The following is a 17,323-nucleotide window of genomic DNA, read 5'->3' as shown; positions in this document are numbered from 1 at the left end:
GATGTCAGATACACATGCGCAGACCGTTGCCTTCGTCCGCGACACCATGTTGCCGGAACAACCGCCCCCCGCGTCCGAGGCAGGGGTCATCAAGTGGATGCGGGAGAACCTGTTCAAGGGCTGGTTCAACTCGATCCTGACCCTCTTGTCGCTCTACTTCATCTTCGTGATCGTCACGAATGCCTATCCCTGGTTCGCCAATGGCATCTGGAACACCAGCTCTCTGGCCGAGTGCCGCGAGATGCTCGGCGGCATGACCGGGGCCTGTTTCTCGGTTCTGACGGAACGCTGGAACCAGCTGCTCTTCGGGTTCACTTACCCGCCCGAGGCGTATTGGCGCCCGACCTTGGCCTTTGTTCTGCTGATCGTCGCCATTGCTCCGGTGCTCTATCCAAAAGCGCCGCGCCAGATGCTGGTCTTCACGGGCATCTACCCGTTTCTGGCCTACTGGCTGATCTGGGGCGGCACGCTGCTCATTCCGTTGATGGTGCTGGTGGGATTGATCGCAGGCTATTTCGCGTTCAAGCAATTCGAGCGCCAAAGCTTTGCGATGGGCATGGTGGCGGGCTTGGTTGCCGCGATCGTGGTGATCTGGGCCGGAGGGATCATCCCCGCGTCAATGCCGGATGTTCTGGCCATTCAGGCGATCCCGTCCCGCGACCTTGGCGGCTTCATGCTCAACATGATCCTCGGCACGGTCTGCGTGTCGCTGTCGCTACCGCTCGGCATCATGTTGGCGCTGGGGCGTCAATCGTCGATGCCGGTGATCAAGTGGATCTGCGTCGTCTTCATCGAGTTTATCCGCGGTGTCCCGCTGATCACTCTGCTCTTCGTGGCGAACGTGGTGCTGGCTTACTTCTTCCCGCCAGATGCGAATATCGACCTGGTTCTTCGCGTCATCATCATGATCACGATGTTCTCGGCCGCCTATATCGCAGAGGTGATCCGGGGTGGTCTGGCCGCGCTGCCGCGTGGTCAGTACGAAGCGGCGGACAGCCTCGGTCTGGACTATGCGCAGTCGATGCGCCTGATCATCCTGCCGCAGGCGCTCAAGATTTCCATCCCGGGTATCGTGAACGTGGCGGTAGGTCTGTTCAAGGACACGACGCTGGTGTCGGTGATTTCGATGTTCGATCTCGTGGGCATGATCCGCGGGCCGATCCTCGCATCGACGGAATGGAACGGCGTCTATTGGGAGCTCTGGGGCTTTGCTGTCTTCGTGTTCTTCATCGTCTGCTTCAGCATCTCGAAATATTCACAGTGGCTCGAGCGTCAGCTTGCCACCGATCACCGATAGTGCCCTCGGGTCGCATCAACGACAGGGCAAGACACAGGAGGCCAACACATGGCTGATACTTCACAGGCACAAATGGCTGTCTCGGACGAGGTGGCAATCCAGATCGAAAAGATGAACAAGTGGTACGGCACGTTCCACGTGCTCCGCGACATCGACCTCACGGTCTACCGGGGCGAGCGCATCGTCATCGCCGGACCGTCCGGTTCGGGCAAGTCGACGCTGATCCGCTGCATCAACGCGCTGGAAGAGCATCAGAAGGGCTCGATCACGGTTGATGGCACGTTGCTGTCCTCGGACATCAAGAACATCGACACGATCCGGTCCGAGGTCGGGATGGTGTTTCAACACTTCAACCTGTTTCCGCACCTCACCATTCTGGAGAATTGTACGCTGGCCCCGATCTGGGTGCGCAAGATCCCCAAGCGCGAGGCGGAACAGACCGCGATGCATTTCCTCGAGAAGGTCAAGATCCCCGAGCAGGCCAACAAATATCCCGGCCAGCTCTCGGGTGGTCAGCAACAGCGCGTTGCGATTGCCCGCTCGCTCTGCATGCGTCCGCGCATCATGCTCTTTGATGAACCGACGTCGGCACTTGACCCGGAAATGATCAAGGAAGTGCTCGACACGATGGTGAGCCTTGCCGAAGAAGGCATGACCATGCTCTGCGTGACACACGAGATGGGCTTTGCCCGTCAGGTTGCAAACCGTGTGATCTTCATGGACGCGGGTCAGATCGTGGAACAGAACGAACCGGAAGAGTTCTTCAACAACCCGCAGAACGACCGGACCAAGCTCTTCCTGAGCCAGATCCTCGGTCATTGAGCCTCGGTGCTCCTGCACCAAAACGACGCCCCGGACCCGATCCGGGGCGTTTTTTCATGAGACCTTGGTCAGCCCGGCTGACTGCCCGCAATCACCTCGCGAGGCACGGCAAAGTCATCGCAGACTCCGATGCCTTCGCGGATATCGCCCCAATCCGTGACATCGAAGCGGATCAAGCTTGTGGCGCAGGTCGGATAGTCCGAAAAACGCGGGTGATCGGGCCATGTTTTCACCAGCGCATGCGCGCATTCCGCAATACCGAAATTGTGCCCCACGAGCAGAACCGTATCGGCCTCGGCACTGCGCAGCGTGTCGATGATCTCGTCGGCCTCGGCGAGGTAGAGTGTGCGTTCGAAGCGTGTCGGCAGGTGCGGTAGGCCAAGCAGCGTCAGGGTCTGTCGCGTCCGTGTCGCGGTCGAGCAGAGCACCTCGTCCGGTGTCCAACCCTGATCCTCAACCCAACGGCCCATCGCCGCAGCGCTGTCTTTGCCGCGCGCATTCAGGGGCCTGCCATGGTCATCACCCGAGGCGGACCAATCCGACTTGGCATGACGCATGAGGATCAGTCGTTTCACAGGGACAGCCTTTTCGTTGCGTGCGCGTCACTCTCCCAAAAACGCGCGCATGTGGAAAGCGGATTGTTCCGACAAACGGCCAAAGCGCTGTGACACGGGGCAGGCGCGCCGGACCATACAGCCTTCGCGGCAGGCGACACCGTCTTCAGAGCGCATGTGGGCCATGCAGGCCGGCACGTCATACGCTTGATCCGGAGCAAGAGCGCCAACAGGACACGCTGTTTCGCACGGACGCGTCTCGCAGGTCAGACATGGGCTGCGCGACGGTGGGTCAAGGTCCAACCGGTCAGGAAGCGCAAGCGCGGCGCGAAAGCTGATGAATAGGCCGGCCGATTTGTGCACCAGCAAGGCGACAGGGGATGACCAGCTGTCTCCGGTCCGCGCGGCCCACCGCAGGAAGGGCGGGTAGGGCGGCCCGTCATAGGGGAACAGAGCCTTGCCCCCCACAGGCGCTGCACAGTCCATAACGACACGTTTTGACCAACGGTCCAACGGATGCGGAGCGCCATCCAGATATTCCGGGGATGACGTGAAGATCCGCCAGAAGGCTGGTTCATCCGGTCCCAGCAGAACCAGCGTCCGGGTTCCGATCGGTGCCGCGTCGTCCTTGCCGGGATGAAAGGCCCCACGCAATGCCAGACCGACCCGGCGTGCCGACGCCTCGAGCTCGGTCAGCGTCACCGTTTGGGGCGGATCAGTGATCCGGCACCGTGTTCCGTGAACAGCTCCAGCAGACAGGCATTGGGCACACGACCATCCAGGATCACCACGGCGCGCACCCCGTCTTCGATGGCCTTGAGCGCGGTTTCCGTCTTGGGGATCATACCCCCTGCGATGGTCCCGTCCTCGATCATCGCGCTGACCTCTTCCGGTGTCATTGCAGTGACGACATTTCCGCTGCCGTCCTTCACACCGCTGACATCGGTCAACAGCAACAACCGGTCGGCCTTGAGCGCGCCGGCAATGGCACCAGCCGCCGTGTCGCCGTTCACATTGAAGGTCTCATTCGGGTTCATGCCCGTTGCAACGGGCGCCACCACGGGAATGATCCCTGCCTTGAAGAGGTCGCGCAGCACCTGCGGATTCATCTCGACCGGACGGCCAACGAACCCCAGTTCGGGATCGTCCGCCTCGCAAACCATAAGGTCGTCATCCTTGCCCGACAGACCCACCGCGCGACCACCTTCGTCCATGATCGCCTGCACGATGCGCTTGTTCACAAGGCCCGTCAGAACCATCTCGACCACTTCGACCGTTGCCTTGTCCGTGACGCGCTTGCCCCGGACGAACTCCGACTTGATGCCCAGTTTGGTCAGCATGTCGTTGATCATCGGGCCGCCGCCATGCACCACAACCGGGTTGATGCCGACCTGGCGCATGAGGACGATGTCGCGTGCGAATTCCGCCATCGCCGCCTCGTCTCCCATCGCGTTGCCGCCGAACTTGACCACAACGATGGCGCCAGCGTAGCGCTGCATGAAGGGAAGGGCCTCGGACAGGGTACGGGCGGTTGCGATCCAGTCGTGATTCATGTCTCGGGATTTCATGTTTGTTCTCGGTCCAGACCGGACCCATGTCCGGCATGCATCCTGTGTGCGACATGCCTCTCGCAGAGGCAAGCCGTTTTGCGATCAGACGATCCCGGCGATGATGCTGCGCAGGGTGGCGATTCCATCGCCCTTGTCGCTGCTTGTCAGCACGAGTTCCGGATAGGCGGCTGGGTGTTTGGCCAGCTTGCCCCGCACCTGCGTCAAAAGTCCGTCGAGCTGTGTTGGTTTGATCTTGTCGGACTTGGTCAGCACCACCTGAAACGCAACCGCGCTCTTGTCGAGAAGCGTCATGATCTCTTCGTCAACCGGCTTGATCCCGTGTCGGCTGTCAACCAGCACGAAGGCGCGGCGCAAGCTGGCGCGACCCGACAGGTATTGCTTGAGAAGCGCCTGCCATTTCTCGACCACTTTCACCGGTGCATTCGCGTAGCCGTAGCCGGGCAAGTCCACTAGATACCGTTCGTCACCCAGAGTGAAATAGTTGATCTCTTGGGTGCGGCCCGGCGTGTTCGACGCGCGAGCCAGTGCCTTGCGCCCGGTGATCGCATTGATCAGCGAGGATTTCCCCACATTGGATCGCCCGGCGAAGCAGACCTCGATCCGGTCATCCGCAGGCAGGCCCGACATGGCCACCACACCTTTGAGGAAATCGACCTCTCCGGCAAAGAGCTTGCGTCCGGTTTCCCGGCTCAACTCGTCGGGTTCTTCCGCAAGGGGGAAGGGAAGCTTCATCTCAGACACGGGCCACCTCGTCGCCGGTTTTGATTGCTCCGCCCTGGATCACTTCGGCCCGGACCGAGAAATCCTGATGCCCCCAGCTGTCCAGCGCACTCAGCACATCCACATCACGTTTGCCGGTCGCGGGGTTGCTGTGGGTCGATTTGCAGCGGTCGGTTCGTTCGCGCACGCGAAGCACGGCTTCACCGATCCGAACCTCGCGGCCCTCCCAATCGAACTCTTCCCACGGCGCCAATCCGTCGATCCAGATATTTCCGCGCCAGCGCAGATGGGACAGGGGCTGTCCCACCCGCTGTTCCACAGCACGATGGGACGCATGATTGCAAAGCGTGACGCTTGGAAAATCGCTGTCGGTGAAGGCCTGTGCACGGGCCTTGATGAGCCGCGCGGGCCGAAGCGCGTCTTCAAGTACAAGCGTCTGAGCCCAGTCAAGAAAAGCCATGCTGTCGCCGTCGGGATCGAAGGTCAGATCCGGCAGATCGGGATGGCTGAGGGTGATCCGGCTCTGCGCCTCATCGAACCGAGCCGTTATGGCCATCAGACTTGGCAGCTTGGCAACCCGGCAAAAGTGTCCGCAGCTGACCCATTCGGACCCATCTGCTTTGGACCGTTCATGCGCAACGGCCCAAACCCTGTCGAAGGGGACCGTGCCGCCCGCGGCAACTGTGACCGAGTCCAGCGCTTCCCGACCGTGGCTCTTGATCGGGTGTCGCCAGATCTCGGTGACGGTTGCGGTCATTTTTCGCCCGTCTTCGGGCTGCGCTTCACGCTCGACTTGATGTTGCCGAACACGTCCGGTTTGTAGCCTTGCGACCGCATGATCAGGTATTGCTGGGTGAACGTGATCGTGTTGTTCGCGATCCAGTAGACAACCAGTCCGCTTGCAAAGCCACCCAGCATGAACATGAAGACCCATGGCATCCAGGCAAAGATCATCGCCTGCGTCGCGTCTGTGGGCGCCGGATTCAGCTTTTGCTGCAGCCACATGGAGATGCCGAGAAGCAATGGCAGGATGCCGATGAAGATCAGCGCCAGCAGCGATCCCGGTGCTGGAGCAGCCCAGGGCAGAAGTCCGAAGAGGTTCATGATCGAGGTGGGGTCAGGCGCCGACAGATCCTGGAACGGACCAAGCCAGGGGGCATGACGCAGTTCCAGTGTGACGAAGATCACCTTGTAGAGCGAGAAGAAGATGGGGATCTGCAGCAGGATCGGCAGGCAGCCGGAGGCAGGGTTGACCTTCTCCTTCTTGTAAAGCTCCATCATCTCCTGCTGAAGCTTCTGGCGGTCGTCGCCGGCGCGCTCCTTGATCTTTTCCATCTCGGGCTGAAGTTCCTTCATCTTCGCCATCGAGACATAGGACTTATAGGCCAGCGGGAAGAGTGCGGCCTTTATGATCAGGGTCAGGCCAATGATTGCCCAGCCCATATTGCCGATCAGAAGGTTCAGATTGTGCAGCAGCCAGAAAATCGGCTTGGTCAGGAAGAAGAACCAACCCCAGTCGATCGCGTCGATAAAACGGTCGACGCCTGCAGATTGGTAATCCCGGATCGTTTGCCATTCCTTTGCACCGGCGAAGAGCTGTGTCGACACCTCGCGCGTCTCGCCTGGCGCGATTGTGACGGTCGGTTGCACCGCTTCGGTCTGATAGATGTTGCTGGCATCGCTGTATTTCGCGACCTGCCGGAACGGGGTGCCGTTCTCGGGGATGATCGTCGTCATCCAGTAATGGTCGGTGAATCCGATCCACCCGTTTTCGGTGACTTGCGTCACTTCGGCCCGCGCACCCTCAGCGGGATCAACGGTGAAATCGACCATGTCCTTATAGTCGATCTCGGCCAGCGTGCCGTCGGCCATGGCAACGACGCCTTCGTGGAGAATGAAGAAGTTCTTCAGGTCGACGGGTTCGCCATGCCGTGCGATCAGGCCGTAGGGCGCCATGGACATGGCAGACCCGCTGGCGTTTTCGACCGATTGGGTCACAGTGAACATGAAATCATCGTCGATTTCGATCAAACGGCGGAAAATCGTGCCATTGGGGCTGTCCCAGCGCAACGTGATCGGGGTGTCTGCGGTCAGCGTTTCGCCGTCTTCGAGCGTCCAGTTCGTCGTGACGGTGGGCACATCGTCAAGCGTCAGTCCGCCACCCGGTGCCCAGCCGAAGAGCGCGTAATAAGGGCGCTCCGATCCGACGGGGTTGAGCAGGTGAACGACATCTGCATCTTCGGCAAGGCTGACGCGGTAATTCTTGAGCGACAGATCATCGATCCGACCACCGACCAAAGAGATCGACCCCACGACGCGGTCGGTTTCGATCGGCACCCGCGGCGCGTCCACAACGGCTGTCGGACCGGTGTCGCCAACGGTGGCCGCAGTCCCCGGAGCGGCATCCGGCGTCGCCGCGACGGTTGGTGCCGCGCTCTCGGTCGCGGCGGGCGTTGAGCCGTCCGGCGAGACAGTGGGCTCGGGCGGCGGGAACAGGACAAACCACACCAGAATAACGGCAAAACTCAGTGCTGTTGCGATGAGAAGGTTCTTGTTCTGGTCGTCCATCGGGGCTCGCCACCTGTGGTTTCCGGATTACCGCTGCGTTCAACAGGGACTGTGCCTGAAGGTCAAGCGGATTCACAGGAAAGACCGGCCCGGTGCGGCATTTGTTCTTGGACTTGCAAGAGCGTAATGCCCGCCTTCGCCATCTACTTGATACGTTGAATTCTGGCGCCATTGGCGGCCTGCTTGGCCTGTTGGCGCTCGCTCAGCCATTGGTGCATTTGTGCGCAGTCCATCGGGGCCGCGAAGAGGAAACCCTGTCCGAATGCGCAGCCCAGATCGCGGATGACGCCGAGTTGTTGGTGCGTTTCGATCCCGGTCGCGACAACCGGCAGTTCAAGGCGATCACACAGTCCGAGGATCGCATCGACGGTGCGTCGGCTGTCGTCCGATGCCTCAATGCCTTTGATGAGCAGGCTGTGAAGCTTGACGCGCGAGATGGGAAGTTCGCGAAGGATGGCCAGACTGGTTGTTCCGGCTCCGAACTCATCAAGGTCGAAGCGGCAACCGAGTTCGACAAGCCCGAGGATATTGCGGCGCAGCATGTCGTCACCCGACCAATCCATGAGGGTGTGTTCCGCGATTTCGAGGATCAGTCGATGCGCGGGAAAACCGCAGCGGTCAAGATCGCCACTGAGACGGGTGCACAAGTCGGGGTCTCGCAATTCCGCATCGGACAGGTTCAGGCTGATCGTGTCCACCTGCAGTCCCGCCTTGTCCCAGGCGACATGTGCGGTGACAGCCTGAAGGAACATGGTTCGTCCCAATCGAGGAAGTTGACCGCTGTCTCGTGCTGCGTTCAGGAATTCGCTGGCGGCAAGCGTGCCGCGTTCTGCATCCATCCAACGCGCGAACACTTCCACCCCGGCGGTCTCATCGGTGCGGATATGAAACTGCGGCTGAAAATGCGCCTGGATCGCCCCCTCATCGAGGGCCTGGGAAATTCGGTCGTTTGCATCCCGCCGCGACCGATGCTGGCGGGCCAGCCGGTCTGACCAGAGCCGCATCGTGCCCGGCCCGGACATCAGCGCCTCGTCCAGTGCTGCGGACGCAGAGGTGAGCCAGGAGCTTGCAGTGACGTTGCGTCCGAAATTCAGCGAGGATGCAATTCCGATACATGCGGGAAGGGTGTGCGTGGTCCCTGCGATCGAAACCGGGCTTTCCGCGTTTGCACACAGTCTTTTGCCGAGATCGAGCAGATTGTCGAGCCGCACGCGAAAACCGGGTGAAATCAGAACGATGAAGCGGCTGTTCCCATCAGAAAAGACATGATCGGAGCCACGCAACATCGTCCGAAGGCGTGATGCGATCAGATTACGGGTCTCGGCAGCAGCATCCGGCCCGTACCTTTCAGCAATCCTGTCCAATTCAGGAAGGGCGATGCGGAAACAGGCCGTGGTCTGGCCGTTGTGTCGCGCAATCTCAAGAAAATCCTGCGCCACGCGCGCAAGAGAAGGACCACCACTATCGTGAGCCTCAGGGCGGTCGAACCAATGGCCGAACCCTCCGAACGCGGCATAGACAAGTGGTGTTGTCAGCGCGCACAGGACCAGCAGCACTTCCCCCCCGCCCCAATAGGCCGCCAAACAGAGTGCTGGCAGGAACGCAAGCATCTGGGGGCCGGACAGCCCCCTTCGCAATGTTCTCCGCAGTTGCGCTAGTTCGAAAAGTGTACGCATGACGACCCTGTCCCAAACACGATTGAGGGAAGGATGAGGCGTCGTCGGTAAGTGATGTCTTAACGCAGCTTGGGAATTTCCGTAGGATTTTTCGCATCTGCAACAGTATTCAAAGACAGTCCTTTGAAATCAAAGAGATCGCTGTCCAAGAGATGCGAGGGGCGCGCATTTGTCAGCGCGCGAAAGATCACCTGTCGCCGTCCCGGACTGTTCTTTTCCCACCCATCGAGAATGGCTTTGACCTGCTGACGCTGCAGCCCATCCTGACTTCCGCAGAGATCGCAGGGAATGATCGGATAATTCATCGCGGTCGCGAATTTCTCGCAATCGGCCTCGGCGACATGCGCGAGCGGGCGATAGACAAAGAGATCGCCTTCTTCGTTGACCAGTTTCGGTGGCATCGTGGCAAGGCGTCCGCCGTGAAACAGGTTCATGAAAAAGGTCTCGAGAATGTCGTCCCTGTGATGGCCAAGGACAACTGCGTCGCACCCTTCCTCGCGTGCGATCCGGTAAAGATTGCCCCGCCGCAACCGCGAACACAGCGCGCAGTAGGTCCGTCCTTGCGGAACCTTGTCCACGACTATGGAATAGGTGTCCTGATATTCGATCCGATGCGGAACACCCATCTTTTCAAGGAAATCCGGCAGGACAGTTGCCGGAAAACCCGGTTGCCCCTGGTCGAGATTGCAGGCCAGTAGCTCGACCGGCAAGAGCCCGCGCCATTTCAATTCGTGCAGAACCGCCAGCAGCGTGTAGCTGTCCTTGCCTCCCGACAGACAGATGAGCCATTTAGGGGTCTTCGCAGGATCGCGCTCGACCATGCCGTAATGCTCAATCGCCTCACGGACGTTCTGAACGATCCGCTTGCGCAGCTTCTTGAACTCGGTGGTTTTTGGCGCACCGTAGAACAGCGGGTGTATGTCGTCGGCGTCATCAAGCATGTGCCGCATGTACGGCGGATCGGGCGGTACGGCAAGCGTTCAGGCGTCCCGGCTCTTCAGTCATTCTGCCGGCGCTTGGCCCTCAAAGTCGGGTCGGCTTGTGTCGGGTCTTCGGGCCAGGGGTGTTTCGGGTAGGCTGCTCGCATATCCTTGCGCACATCCGCGTAAGAACCGGCCCAGAAACCGGGCAGGTCCAGCGTGGTCTGCACCGGGCGCTGGGCAGGAGACAAGAGCGTTACCCTGAGTGGTGTTTTGCCCACGTGGGGATGTGTCTTCTGACCGAAAAGCTCTTGCAGCCGCAGGGAAATTTCGGGGTGATCCCCCGAATAGTCGATTGGGATCTCGCGGCCCAGAGGGGTCGTGAAGCGGCCGGGGACTCGCTGGTCCAGCGCCTGCATCTGCGACCAGTCGAGCATGGCGCGCAGCGCCGGCAAGAGATCGAAACGCTTCCAGTCCTCCGCCGTCCTGACGCCGCCCAGATGCGGCAGCAGCCAGTCCTCCAACGTTTCGAGCAGCGCGGTCTCGGACATGTCGGGCACGTCCATCCCCGCGTCCCGCGCGAGCGCGACGCGGGCGATGAAGCGGCGCGCGGCATCGCTCAATGCGGGGCTCAACCCAAGCTCGCGCACTCCGTCCAGCATTGCCTCCGCAATCCTGTCAGGCGGCGCGTCTTTCCAGGCCCGGTCGTCAAGCGCAATGGCACCCAGCTTTTCCTGTTGCCGCGCAATGACGCGCCGGTCGCGTTTCGACCATTCGCAGATATCGACCCAGGTGATCCGGTCGGCAAACAATTCCCGAAGCGCGCCATCAGTGATCTGGATTGCCTGACGAATGCGCGCCTCGCGGGGATTGCCGTCGAGGTCCGTGGCGACGATCAGCCGGGCACCGGCAAGCGCATCGCCCGCGTCCATCACGGCGCCTTTGCCCCCGGACAGCTGATAGCGCGGAGCGTCACCCTTGCGGCGCAGCCCAATGCGATCTGGATAGGCAAGCGCTGCCATGTCCGAAGGCCCAAGTTGAGTGTCCCCGGTTCTTGGAGCGACGCGGACAAGCCGGTGCGCCTCTGTGCGGATCCGGTCGAGCGCCGCGCGATTGAGGGTTGCGCGCCGCTCAGTGCTGAATTGCCGTGGGTCCCGCAGCGCTTCGAGGCGGAGATTCAGATCGACGCCGCCACCCTGAAGCGGATCGCGGTCCGCCATCAACGCGGCAAGTGGTGCGGCAGGCGGGCCGGCAAGGCACAGCATATGCGCAAGCCGCGGATGCAGAGGCAGGGCAGACAAGGTGCGCCCGTGATCCGTGATCCGGCAATGTGGGTCGAGAGCGCCCAGCATCTGCAACAGGGCCTGCGCTTCGGCAAAAGTCCCATCGGGCGGACGTGTCAGAAAGGGCAGGGCGTCCGGCGTCGCCCCCCAGAGCGCCAGCTCCAGCGCAAGACCGGCCAGATCGGCGGCTTCAATCTCGGCTGGTGGGAAGGCGGCCAGCGCGCCATCTTCCCCCTTGGTCCAAAGCCTGAAAGCCACACCCTCGGCCACACGGCCCGCGCGTCCGGCGCGCTGGGTTGCCTCGGCCTTTGTGACCTTTTCGGTCACGAGGCGCGACATTCCGGATCCCGGATCGAACCGCGACCGCCGTGCGAGGCCGCCATCGACGACGACCCGGATGTCTTCGATGGTGAGCGATGTTTCTGCAATTGACGTTGCCAGCACCACTTTGCGGCCGGTGGGTTCGGGCCGGATCGCCTCTTGTTGTGCCTTGAAGGGCATCGCGCCGAACAGGGGGCGGATGTGCGTGCCTTTCGGAACCCGTCCGTCCAGTGCCGCCTGAACCCGTCGGATTTCGCCCTCGCCCGGTAAAAATGCCAGAAGCCCGCCTTCGGTGTTGGACAGGGCCGACTGGATCAGTTCGGCCATTGCGGCGTCAAACCTGACGGATTTGCCGACAGGCGTTTCGAGCCAGCGCGTCTCGACCGGAAAGCTGCGCCCTTCCGAGGTGACGATCGGGGCGTTCATCAGGGCTGCAACGGGTGCGGCGTCCAGAGTGGCGGACATCGCCAGCAGGATCAGATCATCACGCAAGGCACCCGTGATCTCGAGGCAGAGCGCGAGCCCGAGGTCGGCATTCAGCGAGCGTTCATGAAATTCGTCAAAGATCACTGCTCCGATGCCGGTCAACTCGGGATCGGACTGGATCATGCGGGTCAGGATGCCTTCGGTCACAACTTCGATGCGGGTTTTGTTCGAGACCTTGCTCTCGCCGCGCACGCGGTACCCCACGATCTGACCGGTCGCTTCACCAAGTGTTTCAGCCATACGTTCGGCGGCTGCCCGCGCGGCAAGACGCCGAGGTTCGAGCATCACGATGCGCTTCTGTGTCAGACCAGCCTCAAGAAGGGCCAGTGGGACACGCGTGGTCTTGCCGGCGCCAGGTGGGGCCTGCAGGACCGCGCGTCCCCGGTCGCGCAGATGCGCGACAAGTTCGGGAAGGACATGGTCAATGGGAAGCGGGATCATGGCGTCTTCTAAGCCGGTCCGATGCCCTGCCGCAAGCGATGGTCAGGACGCGCGGCTGGACCTGGTCTCGCGCCAGTGAACGAGTTGGTCCTGCGGGCAGGCGCGAAACTCCTCGACCGCCGGCGCCGCGCCATCGAGCGACATCGAAACCTCCAGATCGCCCAGTACAGCCACTGCGCGCTGGTTGAAGTTCAATCCGTTCAGGACATTCCCGAACCCGCGATCCCTTACGGTGAGGGTGCGCGTGTCCTCGGTCTCGATCACATGGCGGGTGGTCGAGATGGTCAGCCCGCGCGGCCCTTCGAACCGCATGGAGAAGACGGCCGCATTCGGCCAGCCGCCTTCGCGCGACAGATGAATGGCATATTCACCACTGGCCGGGTCATAGGTGACCATCACGGCCACATCGGCGTCTTGATGAAACAAGGTGCAGATCGGCGCAGGCGTGAATTCCCACGCAGCCGCTGGAAGAGGCGCCAACAAGACAGTAAAGGCCACGGCAAACATACGCATGTCGATATGGTAGCGTAACGTTCGACTTGTGCCAGTCGCTTCCGACCGAACTGTTGCACTGGGGGTGATATTCGACATGGAGTGCATATCTCCTGAGGGTCAAACCAAAGGAGACGGCCACATGAAATGTCCTATCGACGGAACCGCGCTGGTGATCGCCGAACGCTCCGGTGTCGAGATTGACTATTGCCCGCAATGCCGGGGTGTCTGGCTTGATCGCGGTGAGTTGGACAAGATCATCGAACGCAGCGCCAGCTACGCGCCACCGCCGCCTCCGCCGGCGCCACAGCCAATGCGCGGGGCGTCTTCGGGTTACGAAGACACAGGGTATCGCAAAAAGAAGAAGCGCGGCGGGTTTCTGGAAGACTTGTTCGACTTCTGATCGCGTATCCCCTAGGCCGGAAACAATCATCCGGCATCAGGAGGCGGTATGCGTGTGTGGATTGCGATTTCTGGCTTGTTGGTCCTGAGCGCCTGCGGAGTGCCGTTCGTGCCGCTCATTTGACGGATCGGGCTGGAGCGACGATCAGAGCGTCCACGCAAGGCCCAGCAGACCCGCAAACCGGGTCACGCCCTGACGCAATTGCAACATCGCGGACCGCAACAAGACTTTGTTCGAGTCGATGACAGCCGCGATCCTTGCGAAATGCGTTTGCTGCTGGGCGTTGGGCGACCGCAGCAGGATGGTCTGCGCCTCTTCCATCGCCCGCAGCGTTTCGCGTTTCACCACGGGAAGGGCGGCTTCGGTCACTGCCTTGAAACTCCTGAAGCCCTGACGGAGCGGCGGGCGCGATAGGTCCAGATTGGCGTCAATCACCGCAGCAATTCGCTTTTCCACAAGGGTCAGCGCCTCATGGGCTGTTCCATATTCCGGAATGCCGACGAGTTTGATGGCGGCGTTCCGGTAGCTCTTGCTGTAACAGTCGTAGCGAAAGACGTTCGACAGCTCGCCGCATTCCCGGAAATCGTTTCCCAGGCGGCGCACGACTTCGTCGGTCAGACTGTCACTCAGGGCGGTGGCCCTCTGGCTCCAGCCTTGGCCTTGGACACCGGGAACACCTGCGAACGTCACAAGCACGGCAGCGATAAGGCATGCCAGAACGCGTTGCATGAAATGCCAACTCCGATTGAAATCACCCGACCAACAAACCGGGCTGTATCTTCAAAGACCTACGCCGGACAAAGGCCCGCCTCAATGGCTATTGCAATGAGGTGAGCCAGAGGACGCCGTTACCGCTTCTTCCGCCGCTTTACATTTCCGCCGCGCTGGCCCGGACGACCTGCCGTCGACCGTCCGGACGACTTTACTGCAGCCTCGGCTGCGGCTTCGACAGCAGATTGACGCGCCAGCGGATCGTCCGCGATGGCGAGGTCCACCGCTTCGAGCCGCTTGATCTCGTCCCGTAGACGGGCCGCTTCCTCGAATTCAAGGTTCTCGGCCGCCTTGCGCATATCGGTGCGCAATCCATCCAGAACCGCCTGCAGGTTGGCCCCGGCCAACGGTTTGTCCACCTTGGCGGTGACGCGGTTCATGTCCACATCGCCTTTGTAAAGTCCGGCCAGAATGTCCTCGACATTCTTCTTCACCGTTTCGGGGGTGATGCCATGCTCTTCGTTATAGGCGATCTGCTTGACGCGGCGGCGTTCGGTTTCGGCCAGCGCGCGTTCCATCGACCCGGTGATCCGGTCGGCATACATGATGACGCGCCCTTCGGCGTTCCGCGCGGCCCGCCCGATGGTCTGGATCAGCGAGGTCTCGGACCGCAGGAAGCCTTCCTTGTCCGCGTCGAGGATCGCGACGAGCCCGCATTCCGGGATGTCGAGGCCTTCGCGCAGCAGGTTGATCCCGACAAGCACGTCGAACGCGCCAAGACGCAGGTCCCGCAGGATTTCGATCCGTTCGATCGTGTCGATGTCGGAGTGCATGTAGCGCACCTTGATGCCCTGTTCGTGCAGGTATTCCGTCAGGTCTTCTGCCATGCGTTTGGTCAGGGTCGTCACGAGTGTCCGGAATCCCTTGGCCGTGACCTTGCGAACCTCATCAAGAAGATCATCGACCTGCATCTCGACAGGACGGATTTCCACCTCCGGGTCCAGCAGGCCGGTGGGTCGGATCACCTGTTCGGTGAACACGCCACCAGTCTGTTCGATTTCCCATTTCGCGGGCGTCGCAGACACGAAGACGGATTGCGGGCGCATCGCGTCCCATTCCTCGAACTTGAGGGGGCGGTTGTCCATGCACGAGGGCAGGCGGAACCCGTGTTCGGCAAGGGTGAACTTGCGCCGGTAGTCGCCTTTGTACATGCCGCCGATCTGCGGCACGCTGACATGGCTTTCGTCGGCGAAGACGATCGCATGGTCGGGGATGAATTCGAACAGGGTGGGGGGCGGCTCGCCCGGCGCGCGGCCGGTCAGATAGCGCGAATAGTTCTCGATCCCGTTGCAGACGCCCGTCGCCTCCAGCATCTCCAGATCGAAATTCGTGCGCTGTTCCAGCCGCTGCGCTTCAAGCAGTTTGCCTTCGTTCACCAACTGATCGAGCCGTTGGCGCAATTCCTTTTTGATGCCCACGATGGCCTGCTGCATCGTCGGTTTCGGAGTCACGTAGTGGCTGTTGGCGTAAATACGAATGCGTTCGAAACTGTCGGTTTTCTCGCCCGTCAGCGGGTCGAATTCGGTGATGCTTTCCAACTCGTCCCCGAAGAAGGACAGTTTCCATGCCCTGTCCTCCAGGTGCGCCGGGAAAATCTCAAGGCTGTCGCCCCGCACCCGGAACGACCCGCGCTGGAAGGCCTGATCATTGCGGCGGTATTGCTGCGCCACCAGATCGGCCATTACAGCACGCTGGTCATAGCTTTTGCCGACATGCAGATCCTGCGTCATCGCGCCGTAGGTCTCGACCGAGCCGATACCGTAGATGCACGACACCGAGGCCACGATGATCACGTCATCCCGTTCCAGCAACGCCCGGGTGGCCGAATGGCGCATCCGGTCGATCTGTTCGTTGATCTGGGACTCCTTCTCGATATAAGTGTCCGACCGGGGGACATAAGCCTCGGGCTGGTAGTAGTCGTAATAGCTGACAAAGTATTCGACGGCGTTGTCCGGAAAGAAACCTTTGAACTCGCCATAAAGCTGCGCGGCAAGCGTCTTGTTCGGCGCGAGAATGATCGCCGGACGCTGCGTCTCCTCGATCACTTTGGCCATGGTGAAGGTCTTGCCGGTGCCAGTCGCGCCGAGCAGAACCTGATCCCGCTCGCCGCCCAGAACACCCGCTGACAACTCCTTGATCGCTGTCGGTTGGTCACCCGCCGGTTCGAACTCGGTGTTCATCCTGAAGCGGATTCCGCCCTCGAGTTTGTCGCGAGCGCGCACATCCGGGGCGGGAGCGTGGAGAATCTGGGTATCGGGCATGGATCACCTGACGGAATCGCTCGCCGCGAAAACGGGCGGGCCAGAATGGAAATGACAAAATGGGCAGTCGATCACGGAAATGCAACCATGGTCGCAGGTTTGCCGAATGTGGCGTCAACCAACTGTATTCATTGCATTTTCGCTGGCTGCTCTCTTGATCAACGCCTTATGGAAGAAACACCCCAAAGTTTTTTTCTTTCAAAGTTGTACGAATGAAGTACCTTTAATTTTGCAAGCAGTTGGTATCATTTGTTTTCGAGCGGCACACACCCACCCCTCGCTCCCCGCAGCTCGTTGGTGGATGAAACCCTGCTTGCACCACACGCTTCGCAAGTCCCATGCGCCCTGCGACACTTCCGGGACCTTGAACCCGGACGCGTTTTTGCGCATATCTGGCGCAGTCAGGAAACAGGTGAAATGCATGCGCGCCCGGATATACCAGCCTTCGAAAACTGCAATGTCGTCCGGCACGGCGAAGACCCGGCATTGGGTTCTTGAATTCGCGCCGGAAAGCCCGCGCGAGATTGATCCGCTCATGGGGTGGACATCGTCGTCGGACACCCAGAGCCAAGTGCGCCTGAAGTTCGACACGCTGGAGGCCGCAAAGGCCTATGCCAAGGAACATGGCATTGATGCGATCCAGCTCACCCCAAACAAGCGCAAACCCAATATCCGGCGACGCGGATATGCGGAAAACTTCGCAGTTGATCGCAAGGGCGCTTGGACGCACTGATTTT

General features: G+C 60.9%; 16 protein-coding genes. 4 read left to right on the top strand and 12 right to left on the bottom strand.

All coding sequences use genetic code 11. The features are described 5' to 3' along the window. Window position 1 precedes the first annotated feature (1 nt). On the top strand, window positions 2-1,297 hold the full coding sequence (locus MRY75_RS05520) for an amino acid ABC transporter permease (RefSeq protein WP_292306141.1): 1,296 nt from the start codon (window positions 2-4) through the stop codon (window positions 1,295-1,297). 48 nt (window positions 1,298-1,345) lie between these two features. Beyond that, window positions 1,346-2,119 (top strand): amino acid ABC transporter ATP-binding protein, encoded by a 774-nt coding sequence (locus MRY75_RS05515; protein ID WP_292306140.1) that lies wholly within the window; start codon window positions 1,346-1,348, stop codon window positions 2,117-2,119. Between the two features lie 68 nt (window positions 2,120-2,187). On the opposite strand, the gene MRY75_RS05510 is transcribed toward MRY75_RS05515, so the two are convergent. From MRY75_RS05510 to MRY75_RS05465, 10 genes are all read right to left on the bottom strand, one after another. Beyond that, window positions 2,188-2,676, bottom strand: a complete 489-nt coding sequence (locus tag MRY75_RS05510; protein ID WP_292306139.1) for a histidine phosphatase family protein — start codon at window positions 2,674-2,676, stop codon at window positions 2,188-2,190. 45 nt (window positions 2,677-2,721) lie between these two features. Further along, entirely contained in the window at window positions 2,722-3,375 is a 654-nt protein-coding gene (locus tag MRY75_RS05505; RefSeq protein WP_292306138.1) for a ferredoxin, read from the bottom strand. Continuing rightward, window positions 3,372-4,241, bottom strand: a complete 870-nt coding sequence (argB, locus tag MRY75_RS05500; protein ID WP_292306137.1) for an acetylglutamate kinase — start codon at window positions 4,239-4,241, stop codon at window positions 3,372-3,374. The genes MRY75_RS05505 and argB overlap by 4 nt, the downstream gene beginning before the upstream one ends. An 84-nt stretch (window positions 4,242-4,325) precedes the next feature. Next, window positions 4,326-4,976 carry a ribosome biogenesis GTP-binding protein YihA/YsxC gene (gene yihA, locus MRY75_RS05495; protein ID WP_292306179.1) on the bottom strand — a complete coding sequence of 217 codons (651 nt, stop codon included), beginning with the start codon at window positions 4,974-4,976 and terminating at the stop codon, window positions 4,326-4,328. Between the two features lies 1 nt (window position 4,977). Beyond that, window positions 4,978-5,721 carry an MOSC N-terminal beta barrel domain-containing protein gene (locus MRY75_RS05490; protein WP_292306136.1) on the bottom strand — a complete coding sequence of 248 codons (744 nt, stop codon included), beginning with the start codon at window positions 5,719-5,721 and terminating at the stop codon, window positions 4,978-4,980. After that, window positions 5,718-7,532 carry a membrane protein insertase YidC gene (yidC, locus tag MRY75_RS05485; RefSeq protein ID WP_292306135.1) on the bottom strand — a complete coding sequence of 605 codons (1,815 nt, stop codon included), beginning with the start codon at window positions 7,530-7,532 and terminating at the stop codon, window positions 5,718-5,720. The genes MRY75_RS05490 and yidC overlap by 4 nt, the downstream gene beginning before the upstream one ends. Before the next feature lie 143 nt (window positions 7,533-7,675). Continuing rightward, on the bottom strand, window positions 7,676-9,208 hold the full coding sequence (locus MRY75_RS05480; protein WP_292306134.1) for a GGDEF domain-containing protein: 1,533 nt from the start codon (window positions 9,206-9,208) through the stop codon (window positions 7,676-7,678). Window positions 9,209-9,267: 59 nt separating this feature from the next. Then, the gene (gene ttcA, locus MRY75_RS05475; protein ID WP_292306133.1) at window positions 9,268-10,149 is read right to left on the bottom strand and encodes a tRNA 2-thiocytidine(32) synthetase TtcA; all 882 of its coding nucleotides are present in this window, start codon (window positions 10,147-10,149) and stop codon (window positions 9,268-9,270) included. A 56-nt stretch (window positions 10,150-10,205) separates the two neighbouring features. Next, window positions 10,206-12,659, bottom strand: coding sequence for an ATP-dependent helicase HrpB (gene hrpB / locus MRY75_RS05470; RefSeq protein WP_292306132.1), 2,454 nt, complete (start codon window positions 12,657-12,659; stop codon window positions 10,206-10,208). A gap of 42 nt (window positions 12,660-12,701) precedes the next feature. Continuing rightward, complete coding sequence (locus MRY75_RS05465) at window positions 12,702-13,250, bottom strand: excinuclease ABC subunit B (protein ID WP_292306131.1); 549 nt, start codon at window positions 13,248-13,250, stop codon at window positions 12,702-12,704. A 43-nt stretch (window positions 13,251-13,293) separates the two neighbouring features. On the opposite strand from MRY75_RS05465, the gene MRY75_RS05460 reads away from it, so the two are divergent. Further along, window positions 13,294-13,554 (top strand): zf-TFIIB domain-containing protein, encoded by a 261-nt coding sequence (locus MRY75_RS05460; protein ID WP_292306130.1) that lies wholly within the window; start codon window positions 13,294-13,296, stop codon window positions 13,552-13,554. A gap of 144 nt (window positions 13,555-13,698) precedes the next feature. On the opposite strand, the gene MRY75_RS05455 is transcribed toward MRY75_RS05460, so the two are convergent. Continuing rightward, complete coding sequence (locus MRY75_RS05455) at window positions 13,699-14,283, bottom strand: hypothetical protein (protein WP_292306129.1); 585 nt, start codon at window positions 14,281-14,283, stop codon at window positions 13,699-13,701. A 119-nt stretch (window positions 14,284-14,402) separates the two neighbouring features. Beyond that, a complete protein-coding gene (gene uvrB, locus MRY75_RS05450; RefSeq protein WP_292306128.1) occupies window positions 14,403-16,586 on the bottom strand; it encodes an excinuclease ABC subunit UvrB in 2,184 nt (727 codons plus the stop codon). A 421-nt stretch (window positions 16,587-17,007) separates the two neighbouring features. Here uvrB and MRY75_RS05445 point away from each other — a divergent pair, with 421 nt between their 5' ends. Continuing rightward, window positions 17,008-17,319: an ETC complex I subunit gene (locus tag MRY75_RS05445; RefSeq protein ID WP_292306127.1), complete on the top strand. Its 312-nt coding sequence runs from the start codon at window positions 17,008-17,010 to the stop codon at window positions 17,317-17,319. The last annotated feature ends 4 nt before the right edge of the window (window positions 17,320-17,323 follow it).

The organism is Marivita sp. (genome assembly GCF_022763305.1).
In the GTDB taxonomy this organism is placed as follows: domain Bacteria; phylum Pseudomonadota; class Alphaproteobacteria; order Rhodobacterales; family Rhodobacteraceae; genus Marivita.
This window is presented reverse-complemented; position numbering and strand designations above follow the sequence as displayed.